Origin of the sequence: Streptomyces pyxinae (assembly GCF_024756275.1) — a bacterium.
GTDB lineage: Bacteria > Actinomycetota > Actinomycetes > Streptomycetales > Streptomycetaceae > Streptomyces > Streptomyces pyxinae.
This window is the reverse complement of the sequence record NZ_JANUGQ010000022.1, coordinates 1-17,984: the sequence shown is the minus strand read 5'-3', so window position 1 is coordinate 17,984 and position 17,984 is coordinate 1. Positions and strand designations below refer to the sequence as shown.

Sequence of the window (17,984 nt, the reverse complement as noted above, 5' to 3'; positions counted from 1 at the left end):
GCCTACCCTCCGGACCGGCCGCTTCCGGCGCCTTTCCGTACTTCGGTGCCCCGGCCCCGGCCGGATGCACCCGTTCGGTGGTATGCCGGGGCGTGCCCCTCCCCCGGCGGCAAGCGCGTGCGCGTCCCGGGGTGCCGGTGGACGATGAGAGGGATGACCGGACCCCTGACCCCGTTGAGCGAGAGCCCGGAGGACCCGTTCTCACCGGCCCGCGCGGTCTCCGTGGTGCTCGACGGCCGCGCTCGTGTCGTCGGCTGGAGCGAGCGCGCCCGGGAGTTGCTCGGCCACCCGGCCGAGGCGGCGCTCGGGCGCCCCGCCGCGTTTCTGCTGCCCCCGGAGGACCGGGCGGCGGTACGGACGGTGGCGGAGGGCGTCGGGGAGCGCGGCTGGTTCGGGGTGCTGCCGGTGCTCTGCGGCGACGGCGTCGAACGGGACTTCGGGGTCCGCGCCCGGCTGGTGATCCGGGACGGCGGGATCCGGGAGTGGTATCTGGAGGCGGCGCCGGCGGCGGACGTCACCCAGTGGGAGATCGAGCGCTCGGTGATGGACGGGCTGTTCCGCCGCTCCCCCATCGGGATCGCGGTGCACGATCCGGAGCTGCGGATCCTCCGGGTGAACCGGCCGATCGCCCGGATCAGCGGCATCACCCCGGAGCTGGCGCGCGGCCACCGGACCGGGGACTTCCTGGTGGAGCAGGACGCGGCGACGGTGGAGAGCGGCCTCCGCCAGGTACTGGCCACCGGGGATCCGATGATCTTCACCGAGCAGTCCTGCCGGCTGCGCACCGATCCCCGGCGGGAGCGGCTGGTGGCCGTGTCGGCGTTCCGGCTGGACGACGCGGAGGGCAGGGTGCTCGGGGTGACCCAGCTGGTCGAGGACGTCACCGACCGGCACCGGGCACGGCACAGGCTGGCGATGCTCAACGAGGCCAGCTCGGGGATCGGGACCACACTGGACGTGACCACCACGGCGAACGAGCTGGTGGACGTGGCGGTGCCGGGGCTCTCCGACTGCGTCACGGTCGATCTGCTGGAGCCGGTGCTGCTGGGCGAGGACCCGGTGCCGGGCGCGCTGGGGCCGCTGCGCCGGACGGCGCTGAAGACGGTGGCCTCCAAGGCGGAGAACCTGCTGATGCCGGTGGGCACGCTCCGGTCCTTTCCGGGCGATACCCCGCAGGGCCGCTGCCTGGCGACCCGGCAGGCGGTGCTGGTGGCCGAGTTCGACCCCACCGGGCCGTTCTCGGGTCTCGACGAGCTGCGCGCGCGGCACGCCCGGGAGCGCGGGGTGCACTCGCTGATGGTGGTGCCGCTCACCGCGCGCGGGGTGGTGCTGGGGCTGGTCAGCCTGTGGCGGTACCGGCTGCCGGACCCGTTCGAGGAGGACGATCTGGCGCTGGCGGGCGAGTTCGCCGCCCGGGCCGCGCTCTCCATCGACAACGCCCGCCGCTACACGCAGCAGCACCGGACGGCGCTGGCGCTCCAGCGGCGGCTGCTGCCGCGCGACTTCCCGGAGCATCCGGCGGTCGCCGTGGCCCACCGCTATCTGCCGGCCGGCGGCACGGCGGGGGTGGGCGGCGACTGGTTCGACGTCATCCCGCTCTCCGGCGCCCGGGTCGCCCTGGTGGTGGGGGACGTGGTCGGGCACGGCATCAACGCGGCCGCCACCATGGGCCGGCTGCGTACCGCCGTGCACACCCTGGCCGATCTGGACCTGGAGCCCGGTGAGGTGCTCTCCCATCTGGACGACCTGGTCACCCGGCTGGCGGGCGAGCAGGAGCGGGACGACGAGGGCGGGTCCGGCGAGCAGGTGGTGGGCGCCACCTGTCTGTACGCGGTCTACGACCCGGTGAGCCGGATCTGTTCGCTGGCCCGCGCCGGTCATCCGCCGCCCGCGCTGGTCACTCCGGACGGGACGATCGCGCTGCCCGAGCTGCCGCCCGGTCCGCCGCTGGGTCTGGGCGGGCTGCCGTTCGAGGCGGCCGAGCTGGAGCTGTCCGAGGGCAGTGTGCTGGCCCTGTACACCAACGGGCTGGTCGACGGTCTGGAGCACGACATCGACCTGGGGCTCGAACGGCTCCGTACGGTGCTGGCGGCGGCACCGGCCCGGCCGCTGGACGAGACCTGCCAGTCGGTGGTGGAGGCGCTGCTGCCGGTCCGGCCAGCCGACGACGTGGCCCTGCTGCTGGCGCGTACCCGTACCCTGCCGGACGACAAGGTGGCCTGCTGGGAGCTGTCCGCCGAGGCGACCGCCCCGGCGCGGGCCCGGGCGGTGACGACGGCCCAGCTCGCCGAGTGGGGGCTGGAGGAGCTGACCTTCACCACCGAGCTGATCGTCAGCGAACTGGTGACCAACGCCTACCGCTACGCGGGCGGCCCGGTCACCCTGCGGCTGATCCACCACCACCGGCTGATCTGTGAGGTCTCCGACCCGAGCAGCACCTCGCCCTATCTCCGCCGCGCCCGTTCCACCGACGAGGGCGGCCGGGGGCTGCTGCTGGTCGCCCAGCTCACGGCGCGCTGGGGCACCCGGCACGCCCGGACCGGCAAGACGGTCTGGACCGAGCAGGAACTGCCGGGCACCCCGCTCGCCGAGCGTCCCGAGGTGGATCTCACCGCCCTGCTCTGAACCGGTTCCGGCGAACCGGTTCCGGCTCCGGCTCCGGCTCCGGCTCCGGCTCCGGTGCGCGTCTCCCCGCTTCCGGCCCGGATGAGCCGTCGTACCCGTTCCGGTACGCGCCCTCGCCTACCGGAACGGCCGGAATTCCGGTCGGCCGGGTGGTCGCCAACCGCCCCCGGACAACGGCTGGTTGAGGCGTACGACGGCGGCCGGGCGGGGTGTCCGGGCCCCGGAATACACCATTCCCCGGTTTCAGCCCGGCGCGGGGCGGTGACCCGAGACAGAACGCCGGAGGCCGGGAAGGGCCCCGGTGTACCCCCCGAGGAGGCGACGATGGAGAACTGGCGGAACGCGGCGGCGTGCCTGGAGGAGGACCCGGACCTGTTCTTCCCGATCGGCACCGGCGGGCCGGCGGTGGTGCAGGCCGAGGAGGCCAAGCGGGTGTGCCGCCGCTGCCCGGTGCGCGAGCAATGCCTGGAGTGGGCCCTGGAGACGGGACAGGACGTGGGAGTCTGGGGCGGCCTCGCCGAGGACGAACGGCGGGCGCTGCGCCGCCGCCTCAACCGCCGGGCCCGCTCCCGGAGCGCCTGAGAGCAGCGCTCGTCCGCGTTCCCGCGCCGCCGCGGGGCCGTTGGGGGCCGACTTGGCCCGGACGGCCCCGCGGCGGCGGGCTGTGCACCGGACGGCCACGACGACGGCGAGCGGTGGGGGGACGGGGCCCGGTCGGCCGGATCGGGGCCGGGAGCCCGGTCAGCCGAGGGGGGCCGGGGCCGGCAGGGTGGCCCACACCGCCTTGCCCCGGGGCGGCGTCAGGGACCAGGACCAGGATTCGCTCAGCGCGCCGACGAGCGCGAGCCCCCGGCCGCCCTCCGCCGCCTCGTCCGGCGAACACGGCCGGGGCGGTCGGGTACTGGGGTCGGTGACCATGCAGACGAGCCGGCCCGGAGACCGGAAGAGCCCCAGCCAGACCGGACACTCCGGCTCCCGGTCCGGAGCGGCACCGAGCGCGTGCCGTACGGCGTTGGTGACGAGTTCGCTGACGACCACTTCGAGGTCGGGTACCAGACCGGGGAGGGACCAGGTGCCCAGGGTGGCGGTGGCGAAGCGCCGCGCCTGACCGGCGCTCTCCAGCCGGCCCCCGAGTCCGCAGGCGGCGAATCCGCCGGGGATGACGAAATCGCGCGGTGGATCGCCGTACACGTCCGGTTCGTCGGGCTCCTCCGGTACGGACAGCGGTGGATTCGCGCCAGGTTCGGCCGTGTGGCTCCAGAAGCCCGGTGCGGTGAGAGCGGTCGATAAGGCGGACATGTCTGTCGTCACGGGTCATGTCTCCCTGCGAGCTTCGGAGTTCGATGCTGCGGATGCCGGTGCGGGACGAGTATTGTCGAGAGCGTCCAGCAAATGCAATTGCACCTGGGATTGCATCGACTGGTTTCCGGAGCAGTACGCGCCCATGAACTCAAAGAGGAGCTGGTACACGTGGAGTTCACCAACGGCATGCGGGCCACCGAGCTCACCTCGGCCACCTGGACCAAGAGCAGCCACAGCAACCCCACGGGCAACTGCGTGGAGCTGGCCGCCCTGCCGGACGGCGGCGTCGCCGTCCGCAACTCCCGGGACCCACAGGGGCCGGCACTCATCTACACCCGCGACGAGATCACGGCCTTCGTGGCGGGCGCGCGGGACGGGGACTTCGATTTTCTGATCGGCTGAATTCCGCCCCTGTGCCGCCGCCTCCCCGTGGCGGCGGCACACGCGCCCCGGTTACTGTCGGGTTCCCACAGTCCGCAGGAGCGCGTGATGGCAACCGCCGAACCGAGTCCGTCCCTGTTCGTCCGCTCGTTGAGCACGGTCGAGCACAATCCGACCGCGCTCAAACTCATTCTCGGCGCCAAGCTGCGCGAACTGCGCACCGGCGCGGGGCTCGAACCGGCGGACGTCGATCTCAAGCTCGGCTTCTCACGCTCCAAGACCAGCCGGATCGAGCTGGGCCGAACCGGCTGCAAGCAGGGTGACGCGGTGGCGCTGCTGAGCCTGTACGGAGTCGAGGGCGACGCACGGGCGGAGGAGTTCCTGCGGCTGGTCGAGCAGTCCCGCCAGCCGGACTGGTGGCGGTCGTTCAGCGATGTCCTCTCCGACTTCTTCGCGCCGCTGGTCGCTCTGGAGGGCGCGGCGGCCACCATCCGTACCTATGAGCCGTTCTACGTGCCCGGACTGCTGCAGACTCCCGACTACGCGGAGGCGGTGGTGACGTCCGGACCCGGCCGGCTCCTTCCGCACGACGTACGGCGGCGGGTCGATCTGCGGCAGCGCAGACAGCGGCGGCTGACCGAGCCGGACGGGCCCCGGCTGTGGGCGGTGATCGACGAGTCGGTGCTGTTGCGGACCGTCGGCGGACCCGGTGTGATGCGCGCCCAGTTGGAGCACCTGATCACCCTGACCGAGCGCTCCAATGTCACCCTGCAGCTGGCACCGCTGGACGTCACGGCCGCCATCGGCGTGGGCACCGGTGTCACCTATCTCCGGTTCGCCCTGGGTGACTTGAAGGACGCGATCTACATCGAGCACCTGACGGACAGCACCTTCAGCCAGAAGCCGCAGGTGGTGGAGCAGTACCGGGACATGCTGGACCGGCTCGGCGCCTGCGCGCTCACACCCCGGCAGACGACGGAGGCGCTGCGCGACCGGCTGAGCCGGCTCTGAGCCGCCGTACGGAAAGGCGCCCCGCCGCGCGTCCGCCCCGTCCGGGCGGCGCGGCGGGGCGCCTTCGGTTCTCCGGCCACCGGCCGGGCGCTTTCCGGGCCCCCGCCGGCGGCGGGGCGGCCCGGTCACGCGGGGCCGTCACGGCAGTCGCGCCACGCCGCCCCACTCGATCCACTCGTCGGTCTGCTGACGTGGCGCCAGGTCGGTGTCCTTGCGCCAGGTGGAGACCTCCACGAGGCCGGGCGGCAGGATCTCCAGCCCGTCGAAGAAGCCGGTGACCTCGCTCTCGGTACGCACCCGGCCCCAGTGACCGCCGGTCGCCCCGGCCATGAAGTCCGTGACGAAGTCCCGGATGTGCCGGTGCTCGCTGACGAGCTGGCAGACGACCAGGTAGCTGCCGGGAACCAGGCGTTCGGCGACCCGGCGGACCAGACCGGCCGGGTCGTCCTCGTCGGGGATGCAGTGGAGCACCGAGACGAAGAGCGCCGCGACGGGCTGACTGAAGTCGATCAGCCGCCGGGTCTCCGGGTGGCCGAAGATGCCGTCGGTGTCGCGCATGTCCGCCTGGATGACCGCGGTGCGGTCGTTCTCCTCCAGCAGCGCCCGGCCGTGCGCGAGCACGATCGGATCGTTGTCGACGTAGACCACCCGGGACGCCGGATCGGCCGCCTGGGCGACCTGATGGACGTTGTCCCGGGTCGGCAGGCCGGAACCGTGGTCGACGAACTGGCGGATGCCGTACTCCGAGGCGAGCACCCGCACCACGCGCCGCAGGAAGTGCCGGTTGTTGACGGCCAGTTCGGCGGTGCTGGGCACCTCCCGCAGCAGCTCCGCGCACGCCTCCCGGTCGGACTGGTAGTTGTCCTCCCCTCCCAGGAAGTAGTCGTACATACGCGCCACGCTGGGCACCTTGGTGTCGATGGCATCCGGGCGCCACGACTTGTCCGCCATACAGTCCTCACCCGTGTTGACCCGCGTCGGGAGTGCCGGTCGGTGAACCGGCCCGTGAGACGCACATGTTAGGGACGCTCCGAGCCCCCGAACAGGCGGTGCCCGCGCTGACCGAAATGCACAACACCCTTTCGGCCAAGGCGAGATGACCGCGCCAGGGGCCCGAACGCCGCATATCGTGCCGGACGGGTGACGGAGCGGCCCGGGCGCGGCCCACCCATCCCGGCGCCTCCTGGACCGCGCTCGGGGACGAACCTCTTTCCCGACGGCCGCCCGCGATCGGAAACCCTGGCCGAAAGCCGCACAGGGGGAACAATTGAGCGAATCAGAACGGTTGCCGCGCCGGGCACGGCGACCGGAACCCGGAACGGCCGGAGCACCGGTTCAGCAGGGCGGGCATCCCGGCCCCCCGGACGGCCGGACGGGAGGTGTGGATCACCGATGGCGAGGAAGCAGGGAAGGGAGCGCCTCCCGGGGACGGGCGGGTGCGCGGAGGCCAAGATCCCTCCGCACAGCCACACAGCCACACGACACAGCGAAACGACGGAACGAAACGAGAGCACCATGGGCGAGCGGCGGCACCGGACCGACGACACTGCGGCAGACGAGGTCCTGAAGGAGTTCGAGGACGCCGAGCTGAAGCTGGACGACGGCGAGCAGGACGAACACGACCGGGAGGCGGCCGACGCGGTGTCGCCGAGCGAGGAGGCCCAGGAGTCGGTACAGCCGAAGAAGCGGGGCGGCGACGGGCGCTGACCACCGGCTTCCCCGCCCGGCCCGCGGCCCTGACCGGCGGGCCGGCGCTGCCGTGGGCTCAGGCGCAGGACCAGGCGCCCATGCCCTGGATCCGGGCGAGCCGCTTGGCCACCGCGATCTGCTCGGAGCGGGTGGCCAGATCGGCGCGGGGCGCGTATCTGCGGCCGCCGGCCGCCTCCCAGCTCGACTGGGTGAACTGAAGCCCGCCGTAGTGGCCGTTGCCCGTGTTGGCCTTCCAGTTGCCGCTCGACTCGCAGCGGGCGATGGCGTCCCAGTCCACCCGGCGACCGGACGACACCTTGTTCTTGCCCTTGGCGCTCCTGACCTTGGTGCTCTTTGCCTTGGTGCTCTTTGCCCCAGCACTGGTGCCCTTGGCGGCCTTGGTTCCGGACTTCGGCTTGGCCTTCGCTTGCGGCTTGGCCTTCGCCTTGGACTGTGCCGGGGGCTTCGCATGCGGTTTCGCGCCGGGTCTCGTCCGGTGTTTCGCCTTCGGTCTCGGTTTCACCGGTTCGGCGGCAAGGGCGTCCGGGAGCCGCACCGGCTCGGCGTGGGCGCCGGGAGCGGCGAGCAGCACGGCCGTCTGGAGCGCGGCCGCGGTCAGGAGGGCCTTGGCGGCGCGGGAGAGGGACGGACGGGCCGACCGATGACTGTTCATCAGGCTCCTTGGTGGGGCGGGCGATGCGCTATCGACCGTAGGGGCGGCCCGCCCCACCCGGCACCCGGTGGTGCTCCTATCGGGTCGCGGCGGCGGCCCGGTCGATGTTTCCGGTGAGCAGCGCGGTGGTGTCGGCGACACCGATGTGCTCCTCGCCGTCGGCGGCGGGAAGCAGTCCGTCGGCGGCGGCGAGCCCGTTGAGCGCCGCGTCGATGGCGCGGTGCGCGGCGAAGAGACACGGGGTGCTGTAGATGGCCAGATCGACGCCGAGGGCGGTCAGCTCGGTGAGCGAGAGACGGGGCGACTTGCCGCCGGCGATCTGGTTGAAGACCAGTGGCTTGTCCCCGGCCGCCGCGCGGACCGCGCGCATGAGGTCGGTGCTGCGCACCCCGTCGACCAGGACCGCGTCGGCACCGGTGGCGGCGAAGGCCGTCACCCGCCGCAGGATGTCGGCCTCGTCGGTGGCGTCGGTGCGCGCGACCACGGCCAGGTCCGTACGGGCGGACAGCACCGCGTCCAGTTTGCGCAGGTAGTCGTCGAGCGCCAGCACCTGCTTCCCCTCCAGGTGCCCGCAGCGGCGCGGACGGCTCTGGTCCTCCATGACGACCCCGGAGGCACCGATCCGCTCCAGGCGCCGCACCACATGGCAGGCCACCTCGTGGTCGACGTAGCCGTCGTCGATGTCGACCAGCAGATGGTGCCGGGGAAGGGCGCCGCGCAGCCGTTCGGTGAAGTCCACCATGTCCGGCCAGGCGATGAACCCGATGTCGGGCAGACCGTAGTAGGAGGCGGCGAAGCCGAACCCCGAGACGAAGAGGCCGTCGTAGTGCCGGGCCGCCAGAGTGGCCGAGTACATGTCGTACACGCCGATCAGCGGGGTGGTGCCGGGTGCGGCTGCCGCCGACCGGAGTGCGGCCCCGGGCCGGCCGGCCGGGGCCGCCCTGACCGTGGCCGGACCGCCGCCGGTCGCCGGGGAAGGGGTGGTGGACGCGTTCATCGGGTCGTTCTCCTGTGGGCCTGTGGGGGTGGGGAGGGGAGAGCCGGTGGTGCGGGACCGGTCCCGATGCATTAAGGACGCGCGGCGGAAGAAGGTCACGCGGAATCGCCGGATCGTACGCCTGTCCCCCGGCGTGTCGGCCGCTGCGGGAGGCGTCCCGGTACCGCTCGCGGAAAGCCCCCGGCCCCGGGCGGTGGTCCGCCCGGGGCCGGGTTGGTGTGAGTGTGTGGGTGCGTGGGGGTGGGTGATGGACGGGTCTGGGTGGGTGGATGGGTGTGGGTGGGTGGGGAGCCGGGGCGGAACCGGCCGGGCCGGCCGTGGCGGGAGGTGCTCCCGGCTACCGCTGTCCGCCGCCGGCGGGGGCACGGCCGGAACCGGACGCGCCCCCGTGGCCGTACGCGTCGCCACCGGCCGCCGCGCCGCCGCCCGGCTCGCCGGAGCCGGCCCCGTCACCGCCGTCCGCCTCGCCGGTCATGGCGCCGGAGTCGCCGCCGTCGCCCGTACCACTGTCGTCGCCCATGCCGCCGTCGCCGCCCGCGCCGCCGGAGGTGTCGTCACCACCGCCCGACGCCGCGCCGCCGTCGCCCGTACCGCCGTTCTGCGCGCCGCCGTCGCCGGTACCACCGGCCTGCGCGTCGCCGTCGTCGCCGGCGCCGCCCGTCTGGTCGCCGCCGCCCCCGTCCGCGCCGATCCGGGCGCCGACCGCGGCCAGGGCGGTGGTCACCGGCTGGAAGAAGGTCTCGCCGCCCGCGGCGCAGTCACCGCTGCCGCCCGAGGTGAGCCCGACCGCGGCGCCGTCGCGGGTGAAGAGCGAGCCGCCGCTGTCCCCCGGTTCGGCGCAGACATTGGTCTGGATGAGCCCGGACACGGTGCCCTCCGGGTAGTTCACGGTGGCGTCGAGGCCGGTCACCTGACCGTCGTGCAGCCCGGTGGTGCTGCCCATCCGGAACACCTGCCCGCCGACCGTCGCGTCGGCGGCCCGCTGGATCTCCACGGTGCGGCCGCCGCCCACGTCCACGGTGCTCGGCGCCTCCGTGCCGGGGTCGTCATAGGTGACGAGCGCGAAGTCGCCGTCCCCGGGGAACACCGCCCGCTGGACCGTGCCGACGGGGGCGCCGTTCTGGTCCGCCGACCACTGCCGGGCGGCCACCCCGCAGTGTCCGGCGGTGAGGAAGGCGCTCCGGCCGTCCCCGGTGGTGACATTGAAACCGAGCGAACAGCGGGAACCACCCCCGAAGATGGCGTCGCCGCCGGCCACGAAGGGCTTGAACTCCCCCGCCGACTTGCGGATCCGCGCCATCCCGCCGCCCAGTTCCCGGACGGCGGACTCCAGCCGGTCCCAGCGGTCGCCGGTGACCGTGCGGTCGGCGGTGACCACCACCTGGTTGGACCGGGGGTCGATCGCCCAGGAGGTGCCCGGGACGGTGGCCCGCCGGCCGAGAGTGCGGGTGGCGGCGGCGAGGGCCCGGGTGCTGTTCCGTACGGTACGGGGCACCGCGCCCTCCCGGCTCACCCGGTCGGCGGACGCCCGGTCGCCGCCGACCACATTGACGACCAGCTGCCGCTTGCCGGCGTCGTAGTAGGCCCCGCCGTAGGTGTCACCGAGACCGGCGCCGAGCCGGCGGACCAGCCCGACGGCCGCCGCGGCGCTCATGGTGCGGGCGGTGGCCGCCGGCCCGGGATCCGTGCCGGACTGGGAGGCGTTGGCATGCGGCAGCAGCACGGCCGCCGCCGCGATGCCCACCGCCCCGCCGGCGGCGAGGGCGGCGTGTCTCCTGGGTATGCGCCTGTGACTCAACTCAACGTCTCCTGCGGGTGGTTCGGACTCCGGTCGCCGTCGGCGGCCGGGGGACGCGTCCACCCTCTGTACGGGTCGCCCCGGCGCCGCGTTCAGCCGGCCGCGCGAATTCCGGGACCGACCGGCGCCGGACGTTCCGGGACCGGCGCCGGACGTTCGACAACCGGCTGTGCGCAATCCAACCCGGCTCGGGCGCTCCGGGGCCGGACAACACACCTCGCCGTTGCATCGGCGGTGTCTCCGGGTTCCATCGGCCGTCCGGCGGGGGCCGTAGTGTCACTCCCCGGCGGCGCGGGTGCACGGTCCGGCCGGCGGAACTCCGGCACCACCGCCCGCCACCGCGGTGGTCGTCCACCGCCGCCGGTCCGGAGTGCCGGGCCCCCGCGCCGGTGAAGCCGCTCCTCGTCCCGGGAGCGGCTTCACCCTTGTCCGGAGCCGGTCCGGTGACTCGCTCAGCGGCCGGACGGGCGCCCGGGCAGGGGCTGTTCGGCCCAGATGGTCTTGCCCCGCCGGGTGTACCGGCTGCCCCAGCGGCTGGTCAGCTGGGCGACCAGGAAGAGGCCCCGGCCACCCTCCTCGGTGGAGCGGGCCCGGCGCATCCGGGGCTGGGTGGCGCTCGGGTCGGAGACCTCGCAGATCAGGGTGGCCGCGCGGACCAGCCGCAGTTCCACCGGACCGCCACCGGCGTAGCGGATGGCATTGGTGACGAGTTCACTGGCCACCAGCTCGGTGGTGAAGGCGAGTTCGTCCAGTCCCCAGGCGGCGAGCCGGTCGGTGAGCAACCGCCGGACCTCCGCGACGACTTCGGGCCGGGGCTCCAGGGTCCAGGTGGCCACCGACTCCCCGGGAACGGCCCGGGTCCTGGCCAGCAGCAGGGTCACGTCGTCGGCGGGCAGCCGGGGCGCGAGGGTGTCCACCACCTCCCGGCCCACCTCCCGCAGCGGCCGGTCACCGGGGCGGGCGGCGAGGAGTTCACGGCGCAGCGCTGCCAGGCCGGCGTCCACATCGGTCCTGCCCTGTTCGACCAGGCCGTCCGTGAAGAGGGCCAGCACACTGCCCTCCTCGACATGCAGATCGAGGCGCTCGAAGGGCAGACCGCCGACGCCGAGCGGTGGGCCGGGGCTGATCTCCGGGTAGCCGGCGGTGCCGTCCGGGGCGAGCACCAGCGGCGGTGGATGGCCCGCGCTGGCCATGACGCAGTGCCGGGTCACCGGGTCGTAGGTGAGGTAGAGGCAGGTCGCGCTGAAGGAGTCGTACGCGTCCCCGGCGGCGGACTCCTCCTCGTACTCCTCCGCCCAGTCCCCCCGGCCCGGACTCCCCCCGTCCCGGCCGCCGCCACCCCGGCGAGCCCCGCCCTCCCGGCCCCGGTCGTCGCCGTTCCGGTCCCGGCCCCGGTCGTCGTCGCGCCGGTGGTCCCGGTCCCGGCCACGGTCCAGGTCGTCGCCGTTCCGGCCGTCCCGGTCGTCCGGGTCGGGCCGCCCGTCCGGGCGTGGCTGCCCCACCCGGCCGTTCCGCCCGTCCTCCCCGGGGTGCCCGGTCGGCGGCTCCGGGCCCCAGGCGCCCTCCCCGGGGCCCGGCTCCGGGCTGGTCTCCCGGGCCAGCTGGGCGACCAGGTCGTCGAGGTGGGCGAGGAGTTCGTCCGGTTCCAGATCGAGGTCGGCCAGGGTACGGACGGCGGTGCGCAGCCGGCCCATGGTGGCGGTGGCCCGCAGTCCGTGGCCCACCACGTCCCCGACGACGAGCGCCACCCGGGCCGAGGAGAGCGGGATGACGTCGAACCAGTCGCCGCTCACCCCGGTCGCGGCGTCGGTGGGACGGTAGACGCTGGCGGTCCGGACGGCGGTGCTCTCGGTGGTCGCCGGGGGCAGCAGGCTCCGCTGGAGGCTCACGGCGACCCGCCGCTCGCGGGCGTACCGCCGGGCGTTCTCGACCACCAGGGCGGCGCGGGAGCCGATCTCCTCCAGCAGCGAGAGGTCGTCCGCCTCGAACGCCGGCCGGTCCCCGGTCCGCCAGACGGTGATCCGGCCCAGCGGCATGCCACCGGTCAGCAGCGGCACGCTCATGCCGCCACGGGTCTCCTCGCCGCCCCCGGGGCCCGGGTCGCCGCCGGGTACGGGCTCCGCCGGGCCGCCGCGGTCCGGCCAGCGGCTGCTGCCGGGCGGCTCGCCCGGGCCGGTGACGAGGACGGCGCCGGCCGGCGGGGCCGGGGTCCCGGGGCGGGCGGCCGTGGCGACCCGGCGCAGCACGGTCGGCCGGGCCCGGGGCGCGGGCCGTTCCGGTGGTCCGGGGTCGCCGGGGCGGGTGGCGCCGGGGCGCGGGTCCTCGCCGGTGAAGACGAGGTCCGCGATGTCCACGGCGGCCAGGTCCCCGAGTCCGGGCACCAGCACCCCGGCCAGGTCCCGCGCGGTCTCCGCGACCGCCAGCGAGCCGCTCAGCACCTCGGTGGCACGGTGCAGCAGCCGGAGCCGGGCGCGGGCCCGCCACTCGTCGGTGACATCGGTGAAGAGCGCGGTCACGCCCATCACCTGTCCGTCAGGTCCCTGGAGCCGGAACGCCGACATGGAGAGCGTCCGGCCCTCCCGGGGGTCGATCCGGGTGCGGATCAGCACCTCGGTGTCGACGAGCGGGGCCCCGGTCTCCAGCACCCGGATGAGTCCCGCCTCGACGGCCCGGGCGTCGGCCGGCTGGAGGAAGTCGGCCAGCTGGTGGCCGCGCAGCTCGGCGGGGAGCCCGGTGTAGGGCAGCAGCGGGGTGTTGGTGCGGATCAGGGCGAGGTCGCGGTTGAAGACGGCGAGGCCGACCCGGTTCTGCAGGAACAGTTCGGTGGTGAACGCGTCGTCGTGCCGGCGCTGGTCGACCAGGTCGCAGGGGGCCGCGACGACCAGACAGTGGGTCTCCGCGCCGGTCCCGCGCCCGGTGCGGAGCGGCACCAGGCGGTAGGCGACGGCCAGCTCGGAGCCGTCCCCCTTCCGTACCGTCGTCTCGCCGTCCCGCGCGCCGGCCCGGCAGCGGGCCACCTCGTCGGCGGCCGCCTCTGAGTCGGCCAGGAGCCGGTGCACGGGAGCGCCGCACAGCTCGCGGGCGGGACGGCCGAGCAGCAGCTCGGCGCTCTCGGTGCAGCGGAGGACCACCGCGTCCGCGTCCAGCTCCAGCACGGCGACGGCGGCTCCGGTCAGCTCGCTCGCGACAAAGGCCCCGGCACTGCCGCCGCCCGCCCGGCCGCCGCCACCGGGCCGGTCAGGGCCACGGCCGCCGGGCCGGTCACGGCCGCCGGGGCGGTCACCGTCACCGGGCCGGTCAGGGCCACGGCCGCCGGGGCGCCCGCCGGCCCCGGCCGGGACGGCGCCGGTCCCGGAGTGGTCGCTGCCGGCGCTCCCCATACCCACCTCATTCAGTGGCCGGTTTCCCCGGTCGTACGGCCCGTTCCCCGGTCATTCTGTCCCAGCCCGCGCCGGACGGCGTGGCGGGCCGGGACGGCTTGGTCCATTCGGTGACGGCCCCCGCCGCGCCTCCCGGCCCGGACCCACGGACCCACGGACCCCCGGACCGACGGACCGACGGCACGCCGGGCTCCGGACCGGCGAACCGAAGGCACGCCGGGCTCCGGGCTCCGGGATGGCGCGGGACCGCCGCCGATGAGACAAAGAAGGCATGAGTGGAGGGTCCCCGGATGCGCGCCGCCGCCCGTTCCGCCGACCCGTACGGTCCCTGTTCCGGGCCCGCAGCGCCGCCTCGCAGGTGTTGCTGCTCCAGATCCTGGTCGCGCTGCTGCTGATCACGGCGGCCGTGATCGCCCTGGTCCTCCAGTCCCGCCCGGACGGCGAGCAGGCGGCGGAGCACCACGCGCTCGCCGCCGCCGAGTCCTTCGCGCAGGCGCCGGGGACCGCCGCGGCCCTGCGCTCGCCCGCACCGGGCGCGGTGCTCCAGCCGGCCGTCGAGCGGACCCGGCGGGGGGCCCGGGTGGACTCGGTGTCCGTGATGTCGCCGGCCGGCCTCCGGTACGCCGACTCGGACCCGGCTCTGGTCGGCACCCGGGCGGCGGGCGCGGCCCGGGCGGTACGCGGACCGGTCACGGAGGTCTCCGGGGACGGGCCGGCCGGTACCGCCCGCGCGGTGGTGCCGGTCACCGGTGCGGACGGTACCGTCGTGGGCCTGGTGAGCGCCGGGGTGGCGGTCGGGCGGGCCGGGCATCCGGTGGACCGGCACCTCCCGGCGCTGCTCGGCTCCGGAGCCCTGGCACTGGTGCTGGCGGCGGGCTGTTCGGCGCTGGTCAGCAGACGGCTGCGGCGCCAGACGCACGGGCTGGGGCCGGCCGAGATGACCCGGATGTACGAGCACCATGACGCGGTGCTGCACGCGGTGCGCGAAGGAGTCGTCATCGTCGGCGGCGACGGCCGGCTGACCCTGGTCAACGACGAGGCCCGGCGGCTGCTGGAGCTGCCGGCCGACGCCGAGGGCCGGCACGTCGGCGCGCTGGGCCTCGACCCGGCCGTGGCGGCGCTGCTGGCCTCGGGCCGTACCGTCACCGACGAGGTGCGGCCGGCGGGCGACCGGCTGCTCGCCCTCAGCACCCGGCCGACCGCTCCGCACGGCGGCCCCCCGGGCACCGTGGCGACGCTCCGGGACACCACCGAGCTGCGGGCCCTCTCCGGCGCGGCCGAGGTGGCCCGGGAGCGGCTCAAGCTGCTGTACGAGGCGGGGGTGCGGATCGGCACCACGCTGGACGTGGTGCGCACCGCCGAGGAGCTGGCGGCGGTGGCCGTCCCCCGGTTCGCGGACTTCGCCACCGTGGAGCTGCTCGACCCGGTGCTCGGCGGCGAGGAGCCGTCCGGCCCGCTGACCGCGATGCGGCGCGCCGCGCTCACCGGGGTCGATCCGGCCGGTCCGCTCCAGCGGGCGGGCGAGCTCATCGCCTTCGACGAGCCGACCACCCCGATGGCCGCGGCGCTGGCCGGCGGGCACGCGGTGCTGGAGGCGGATCTGCGGGTGGCGCACGGCTGGCGGGCGCAGGATCCGGCCGGCGCGGACCGGACGCTGGCGTACGGCATCCACTCGCTGGTGACGGTGCCACTGCGGGCACGCGGGGTCACCCTGGGCATGGCGAACTTCTGGCGCTCGGCCCGCCCGGAGCGCTTCGACGCGGAGGACCTGGACTTCGCCGAGGAACTGGCCGCGCGGGCCGCCGTCGCCATCGACAACGCGCGCCGGTTCACCCGGGAGCACACCGTGGCGGTCGCCCTCCGGCGCAGCCTGCTGCCCCGGGTGCTGCCCGACCAGGACGCGCTGGACGTGGCGTACCGCTATCTGCCGGCCCGGGCGGGCGGGGGCGGGGAGTGGTTCGACGTCATCCCGCTGCCGGGCGCCCGGGTGGCGCTGGTGGTCGGGGACGTGGTGGGCCGGGGGCTGCACGCGGCCGCCTCGATGGGGCGGCTGCGCACCGCCGTGCACACCTTCGCCGCGCTCGACGTGCCGCCGGACGAGATCCTGGGGCATCTGGAGGAGCTGGTGGCCCGGGTCGACCGGGAGGAGGCCCACGAGGAGACGGAGTCGGCGGCCGGGTACGGCACGGAGGCCGACGCGGCGGCGGGGGCGGACCGGGGGTCCGGGACGGACACGGGATCCGGGACGGACACGGAGGCCGGGACGGGGGCGAGCGGGGCGGGGCTGACCGGCGCCACCTGTCTGTACGCCGTCTACGACCCGGTCTCGGGCGGCTGTGAGCTGGCGGCGGCGGGGCATTTCTCGCCCGTGCTGGTCCGGCCGGACGGCACGGTCGAGGAACTGGAGCTGCCCGCCTTCCCGGCGCTGGGGCGGGGCGGGCTGCCCTTCGACTCCACCGCTCTCGAACTTCCGGAGGGTAGCCGCCTGGTGCTGTACACCGCCGGACTGCTCGCCGGTCCCGGCCGGGACACCACGACCGGCCGGCGGCTGCTCCGGGAGGTACTGGCCGGCTGCGCGGACCGGCCGGCGGAGGAGATCTGCCGGACGCTCCACGAGACACTGCTGCCGGACCACCACACCGAGGACGTGGCGCTCCTGGTGGCCGGGACGAAGCGGCTGGACGCCTCCCGGGTCGCGGAGTTCGACGTGCCCCCCGACCCGGCGGCCGTCGCCCCGGTCCGCGCCGCCTGTGTGCGCCGGCTGGAGGGCTGGGGCCTCGACGAGCTGGGCTTCGCCACCGAGCTGATGCTCAGCGAGCTGATCACCAACGCCATCCGGTACGGGTCCCCGCCGATCCGGGTGCGGATGCTGTACGAGCGCGGGCTGATCTGCGAGGTGTCCGACGGCAGCAGCACCGCTCCGCATCCGCGCCGGGCCGCCGACACCGACGAGGGCGGCCGGGGCCTGTTCCTGGTCGCGCGGTTCGCCGGGCGGTGGGGCACCCGGTACACCCCGACCGGCAAGGTCATGTGGGTGGAGCAGCCGCTGACCGAGGGCGCCGGGCCCGCCCCGGAGGACCTCTTCGACCTGGACGGCCCGCTCTGAACCACCCGGGCGCCCCGGGTGCCCCGTCCTGCGCCCTTGGCCGTCGTCTCGCCGCCGGCCCGCCCGCAGGCCCCGTGCTTCACCGGCCCGGCCCCTTGCCTCACCGGCCCGGGCCCTCTTCACCGGGGCGGCTTCCTCGTCGCCGGGCCGGTCACTGTTCGGCGGGCCGACCGCTATTCGCCGGGCCCGGTGTTTCGCGGAGCCCGGCGAATTCCCGGCGGTGTTCCGGACGGCGTTCCGGACGCGATGGGGCCAGGGTCAGGAGTTTTCCGACATACGCGTGGGGCCGGCCCGATGGGCCGGCCCCGTCACGTCGGCGCGGTATTCTCGCGCCCGCCCTCAGTGCTTGGGCTTGAAGGCGTCCTTGGTCTTCTCCTTGGCCTCCCGGGCGTCGCCGCGGGTCTGGTCCGCCTGGCCCTCGGCCGTCATGCGCTCATTGCCCGCAGCGCGGCCGACGCCCTCCTTGACCTTGCCCTTGGCCTGCTCGGTCTTCGCCTTGGCCTTCTCGTTCGCCGACATGCCAACCTCCGGATCGTGTCGTGGTGTCCTGCGGATCTCTGTGGATCGCTGACACCAGGACATGTGACCGTTGTGCTTTCCGGCAAACTCCCCGATGCGAAAAATCGCTCATTCTTCTGCCGTCCGGCGCCGGTTCAGCACTCAGGGCGCCCTGCGGGGGAACGCGATGATTCCCGCCGTCCCGCAGGGCGTGCGCCCAGAGGCGTACAACGGGAGAAGGGCCCCTCCCCCGCACGAGAGCACGAAAACTCTCGGCCGGGGAGGAGCCCGGTGCGGCTCCCGGAACCATGAAGTGGTCTCAGCGGTTGGTGAGCAGCCCCTCGCGCAGGCGCTTGAGGGTGCGGGAGAGCAACCGGGACACATGCATCTGGGAGCAGCCGAGGCGCTCGCCGATCTGCGACTGGGTCAGCTCCTCTACGAACCGCAGATGGATGATCTGCCGGTCGCGCTCGTCCAGGCCGGCGATGAGCGGGGCCAGCGCGTGGAAGTCCTCGACCAGCTCC

At 74.7% G+C, this 17,984-nt stretch carries 14 protein-coding genes; 6 read left to right on the top strand and 8 right to left on the bottom strand.

The window, feature by feature from the left end:
* Window positions 1-153 precede the first annotated feature (153 nt).
* Window positions 154-2,625, top strand: coding sequence for a SpoIIE family protein phosphatase (locus NX801_RS22635; RefSeq protein WP_258789687.1), 2,472 nt, complete (start codon window positions 154-156; stop codon window positions 2,623-2,625).
* Window positions 2,626-2,949: 324 nt separating this feature from the next.
* Window positions 2,950-3,207, top strand: coding sequence for a WhiB family transcriptional regulator (locus tag NX801_RS22630; RefSeq protein ID WP_258789686.1), 258 nt, complete (start codon window positions 2,950-2,952; stop codon window positions 3,205-3,207).
* 159 nt (window positions 3,208-3,366) lie between these two features.
* Here NX801_RS22630 and NX801_RS22625 read toward each other — a convergent pair whose 3' ends face one another.
* Entirely contained in the window at window positions 3,367-3,936 is a 570-nt protein-coding gene (locus NX801_RS22625) for an ATP-binding protein (protein WP_258789685.1), read from the bottom strand.
* A gap of 177 nt (window positions 3,937-4,113) precedes the next feature.
* On the opposite strand from NX801_RS22625, the gene NX801_RS22620 reads away from it, so the two are divergent.
* Together NX801_RS22620 and NX801_RS22615 are read left to right on the top strand one after the other, a co-directional pair.
* Window positions 4,114-4,329, top strand: a complete 216-nt coding sequence (locus tag NX801_RS22620) for a DUF397 domain-containing protein (protein WP_258789762.1) — start codon at window positions 4,114-4,116, stop codon at window positions 4,327-4,329.
* An 87-nt stretch (window positions 4,330-4,416) separates the two neighbouring features.
* Window positions 4,417-5,319, top strand: a complete 903-nt coding sequence (locus NX801_RS22615) for a helix-turn-helix domain-containing protein (protein WP_258789684.1) — start codon at window positions 4,417-4,419, stop codon at window positions 5,317-5,319.
* A gap of 138 nt (window positions 5,320-5,457) precedes the next feature.
* Here NX801_RS22615 and NX801_RS22610 read toward each other — a convergent pair whose 3' ends face one another.
* Window positions 5,458-6,270 carry an SAM-dependent methyltransferase gene (locus NX801_RS22610; protein ID WP_258789683.1) on the bottom strand — a complete coding sequence of 271 codons (813 nt, stop codon included), beginning with the start codon at window positions 6,268-6,270 and terminating at the stop codon, window positions 5,458-5,460.
* Window positions 6,271-6,834: 564 nt separating this feature from the next.
* On the opposite strand from NX801_RS22610, the gene NX801_RS22605 reads away from it, so the two are divergent.
* The gene (locus NX801_RS22605; protein ID WP_258789682.1) at window positions 6,835-7,026 is read left to right on the top strand and encodes a hypothetical protein; all 192 of its coding nucleotides are present in this window, start codon (window positions 6,835-6,837) and stop codon (window positions 7,024-7,026) included.
* A 58-nt stretch (window positions 7,027-7,084) separates the two neighbouring features.
* On the opposite strand, the gene NX801_RS22600 is transcribed toward NX801_RS22605, so the two are convergent.
* The 4 genes from NX801_RS22600 to NX801_RS22585 form a co-directional block, all read right to left on the bottom strand.
* Window positions 7,085-7,324, bottom strand: coding sequence for a transglycosylase family protein (locus NX801_RS22600; protein ID WP_258789761.1), 240 nt, complete (start codon window positions 7,322-7,324; stop codon window positions 7,085-7,087).
* Window positions 7,325-7,757: 433 nt separating this feature from the next.
* A complete protein-coding gene (locus NX801_RS22595) occupies window positions 7,758-8,678 on the bottom strand; it encodes an isocitrate lyase/PEP mutase family protein (RefSeq protein WP_258789681.1) in 921 nt (306 codons plus the stop codon).
* Window positions 8,679-9,015: 337 nt separating this feature from the next.
* On the bottom strand, window positions 9,016-10,476 hold the full coding sequence (locus NX801_RS22590; RefSeq protein WP_258789680.1) for a S1 family peptidase: 1,461 nt from the start codon (window positions 10,474-10,476) through the stop codon (window positions 9,016-9,018).
* A 452-nt stretch (window positions 10,477-10,928) separates the two neighbouring features.
* Window positions 10,929-13,856: a SpoIIE family protein phosphatase gene (locus NX801_RS22585; protein ID WP_258789679.1), complete on the bottom strand. Its 2,928-nt coding sequence runs from the start codon at window positions 13,854-13,856 to the stop codon at window positions 10,929-10,931.
* 271 nt (window positions 13,857-14,127) lie between these two features.
* Between NX801_RS22585 and NX801_RS22580 the strand changes: the two genes are divergently transcribed.
* Window positions 14,128-16,962, top strand: a complete 2,835-nt coding sequence (locus tag NX801_RS22580; protein WP_258789678.1) for a SpoIIE family protein phosphatase — start codon at window positions 14,128-14,130, stop codon at window positions 16,960-16,962.
* Between the two features lie 339 nt (window positions 16,963-17,301).
* On the opposite strand, the gene NX801_RS22575 is transcribed toward NX801_RS22580, so the two are convergent.
* Window positions 17,302-17,481 carry a CsbD family protein gene (locus NX801_RS22575; protein WP_258789677.1) on the bottom strand — a complete coding sequence of 60 codons (180 nt, stop codon included), beginning with the start codon at window positions 17,479-17,481 and terminating at the stop codon, window positions 17,302-17,304.
* 298 nt (window positions 17,482-17,779) lie between these two features.
* On the bottom strand, window positions 17,780-17,984 hold a 205-nt coding region (locus tag NX801_RS22570), incomplete at its 5' end, for a sigma-70 family RNA polymerase sigma factor (RefSeq protein ID WP_258789676.1).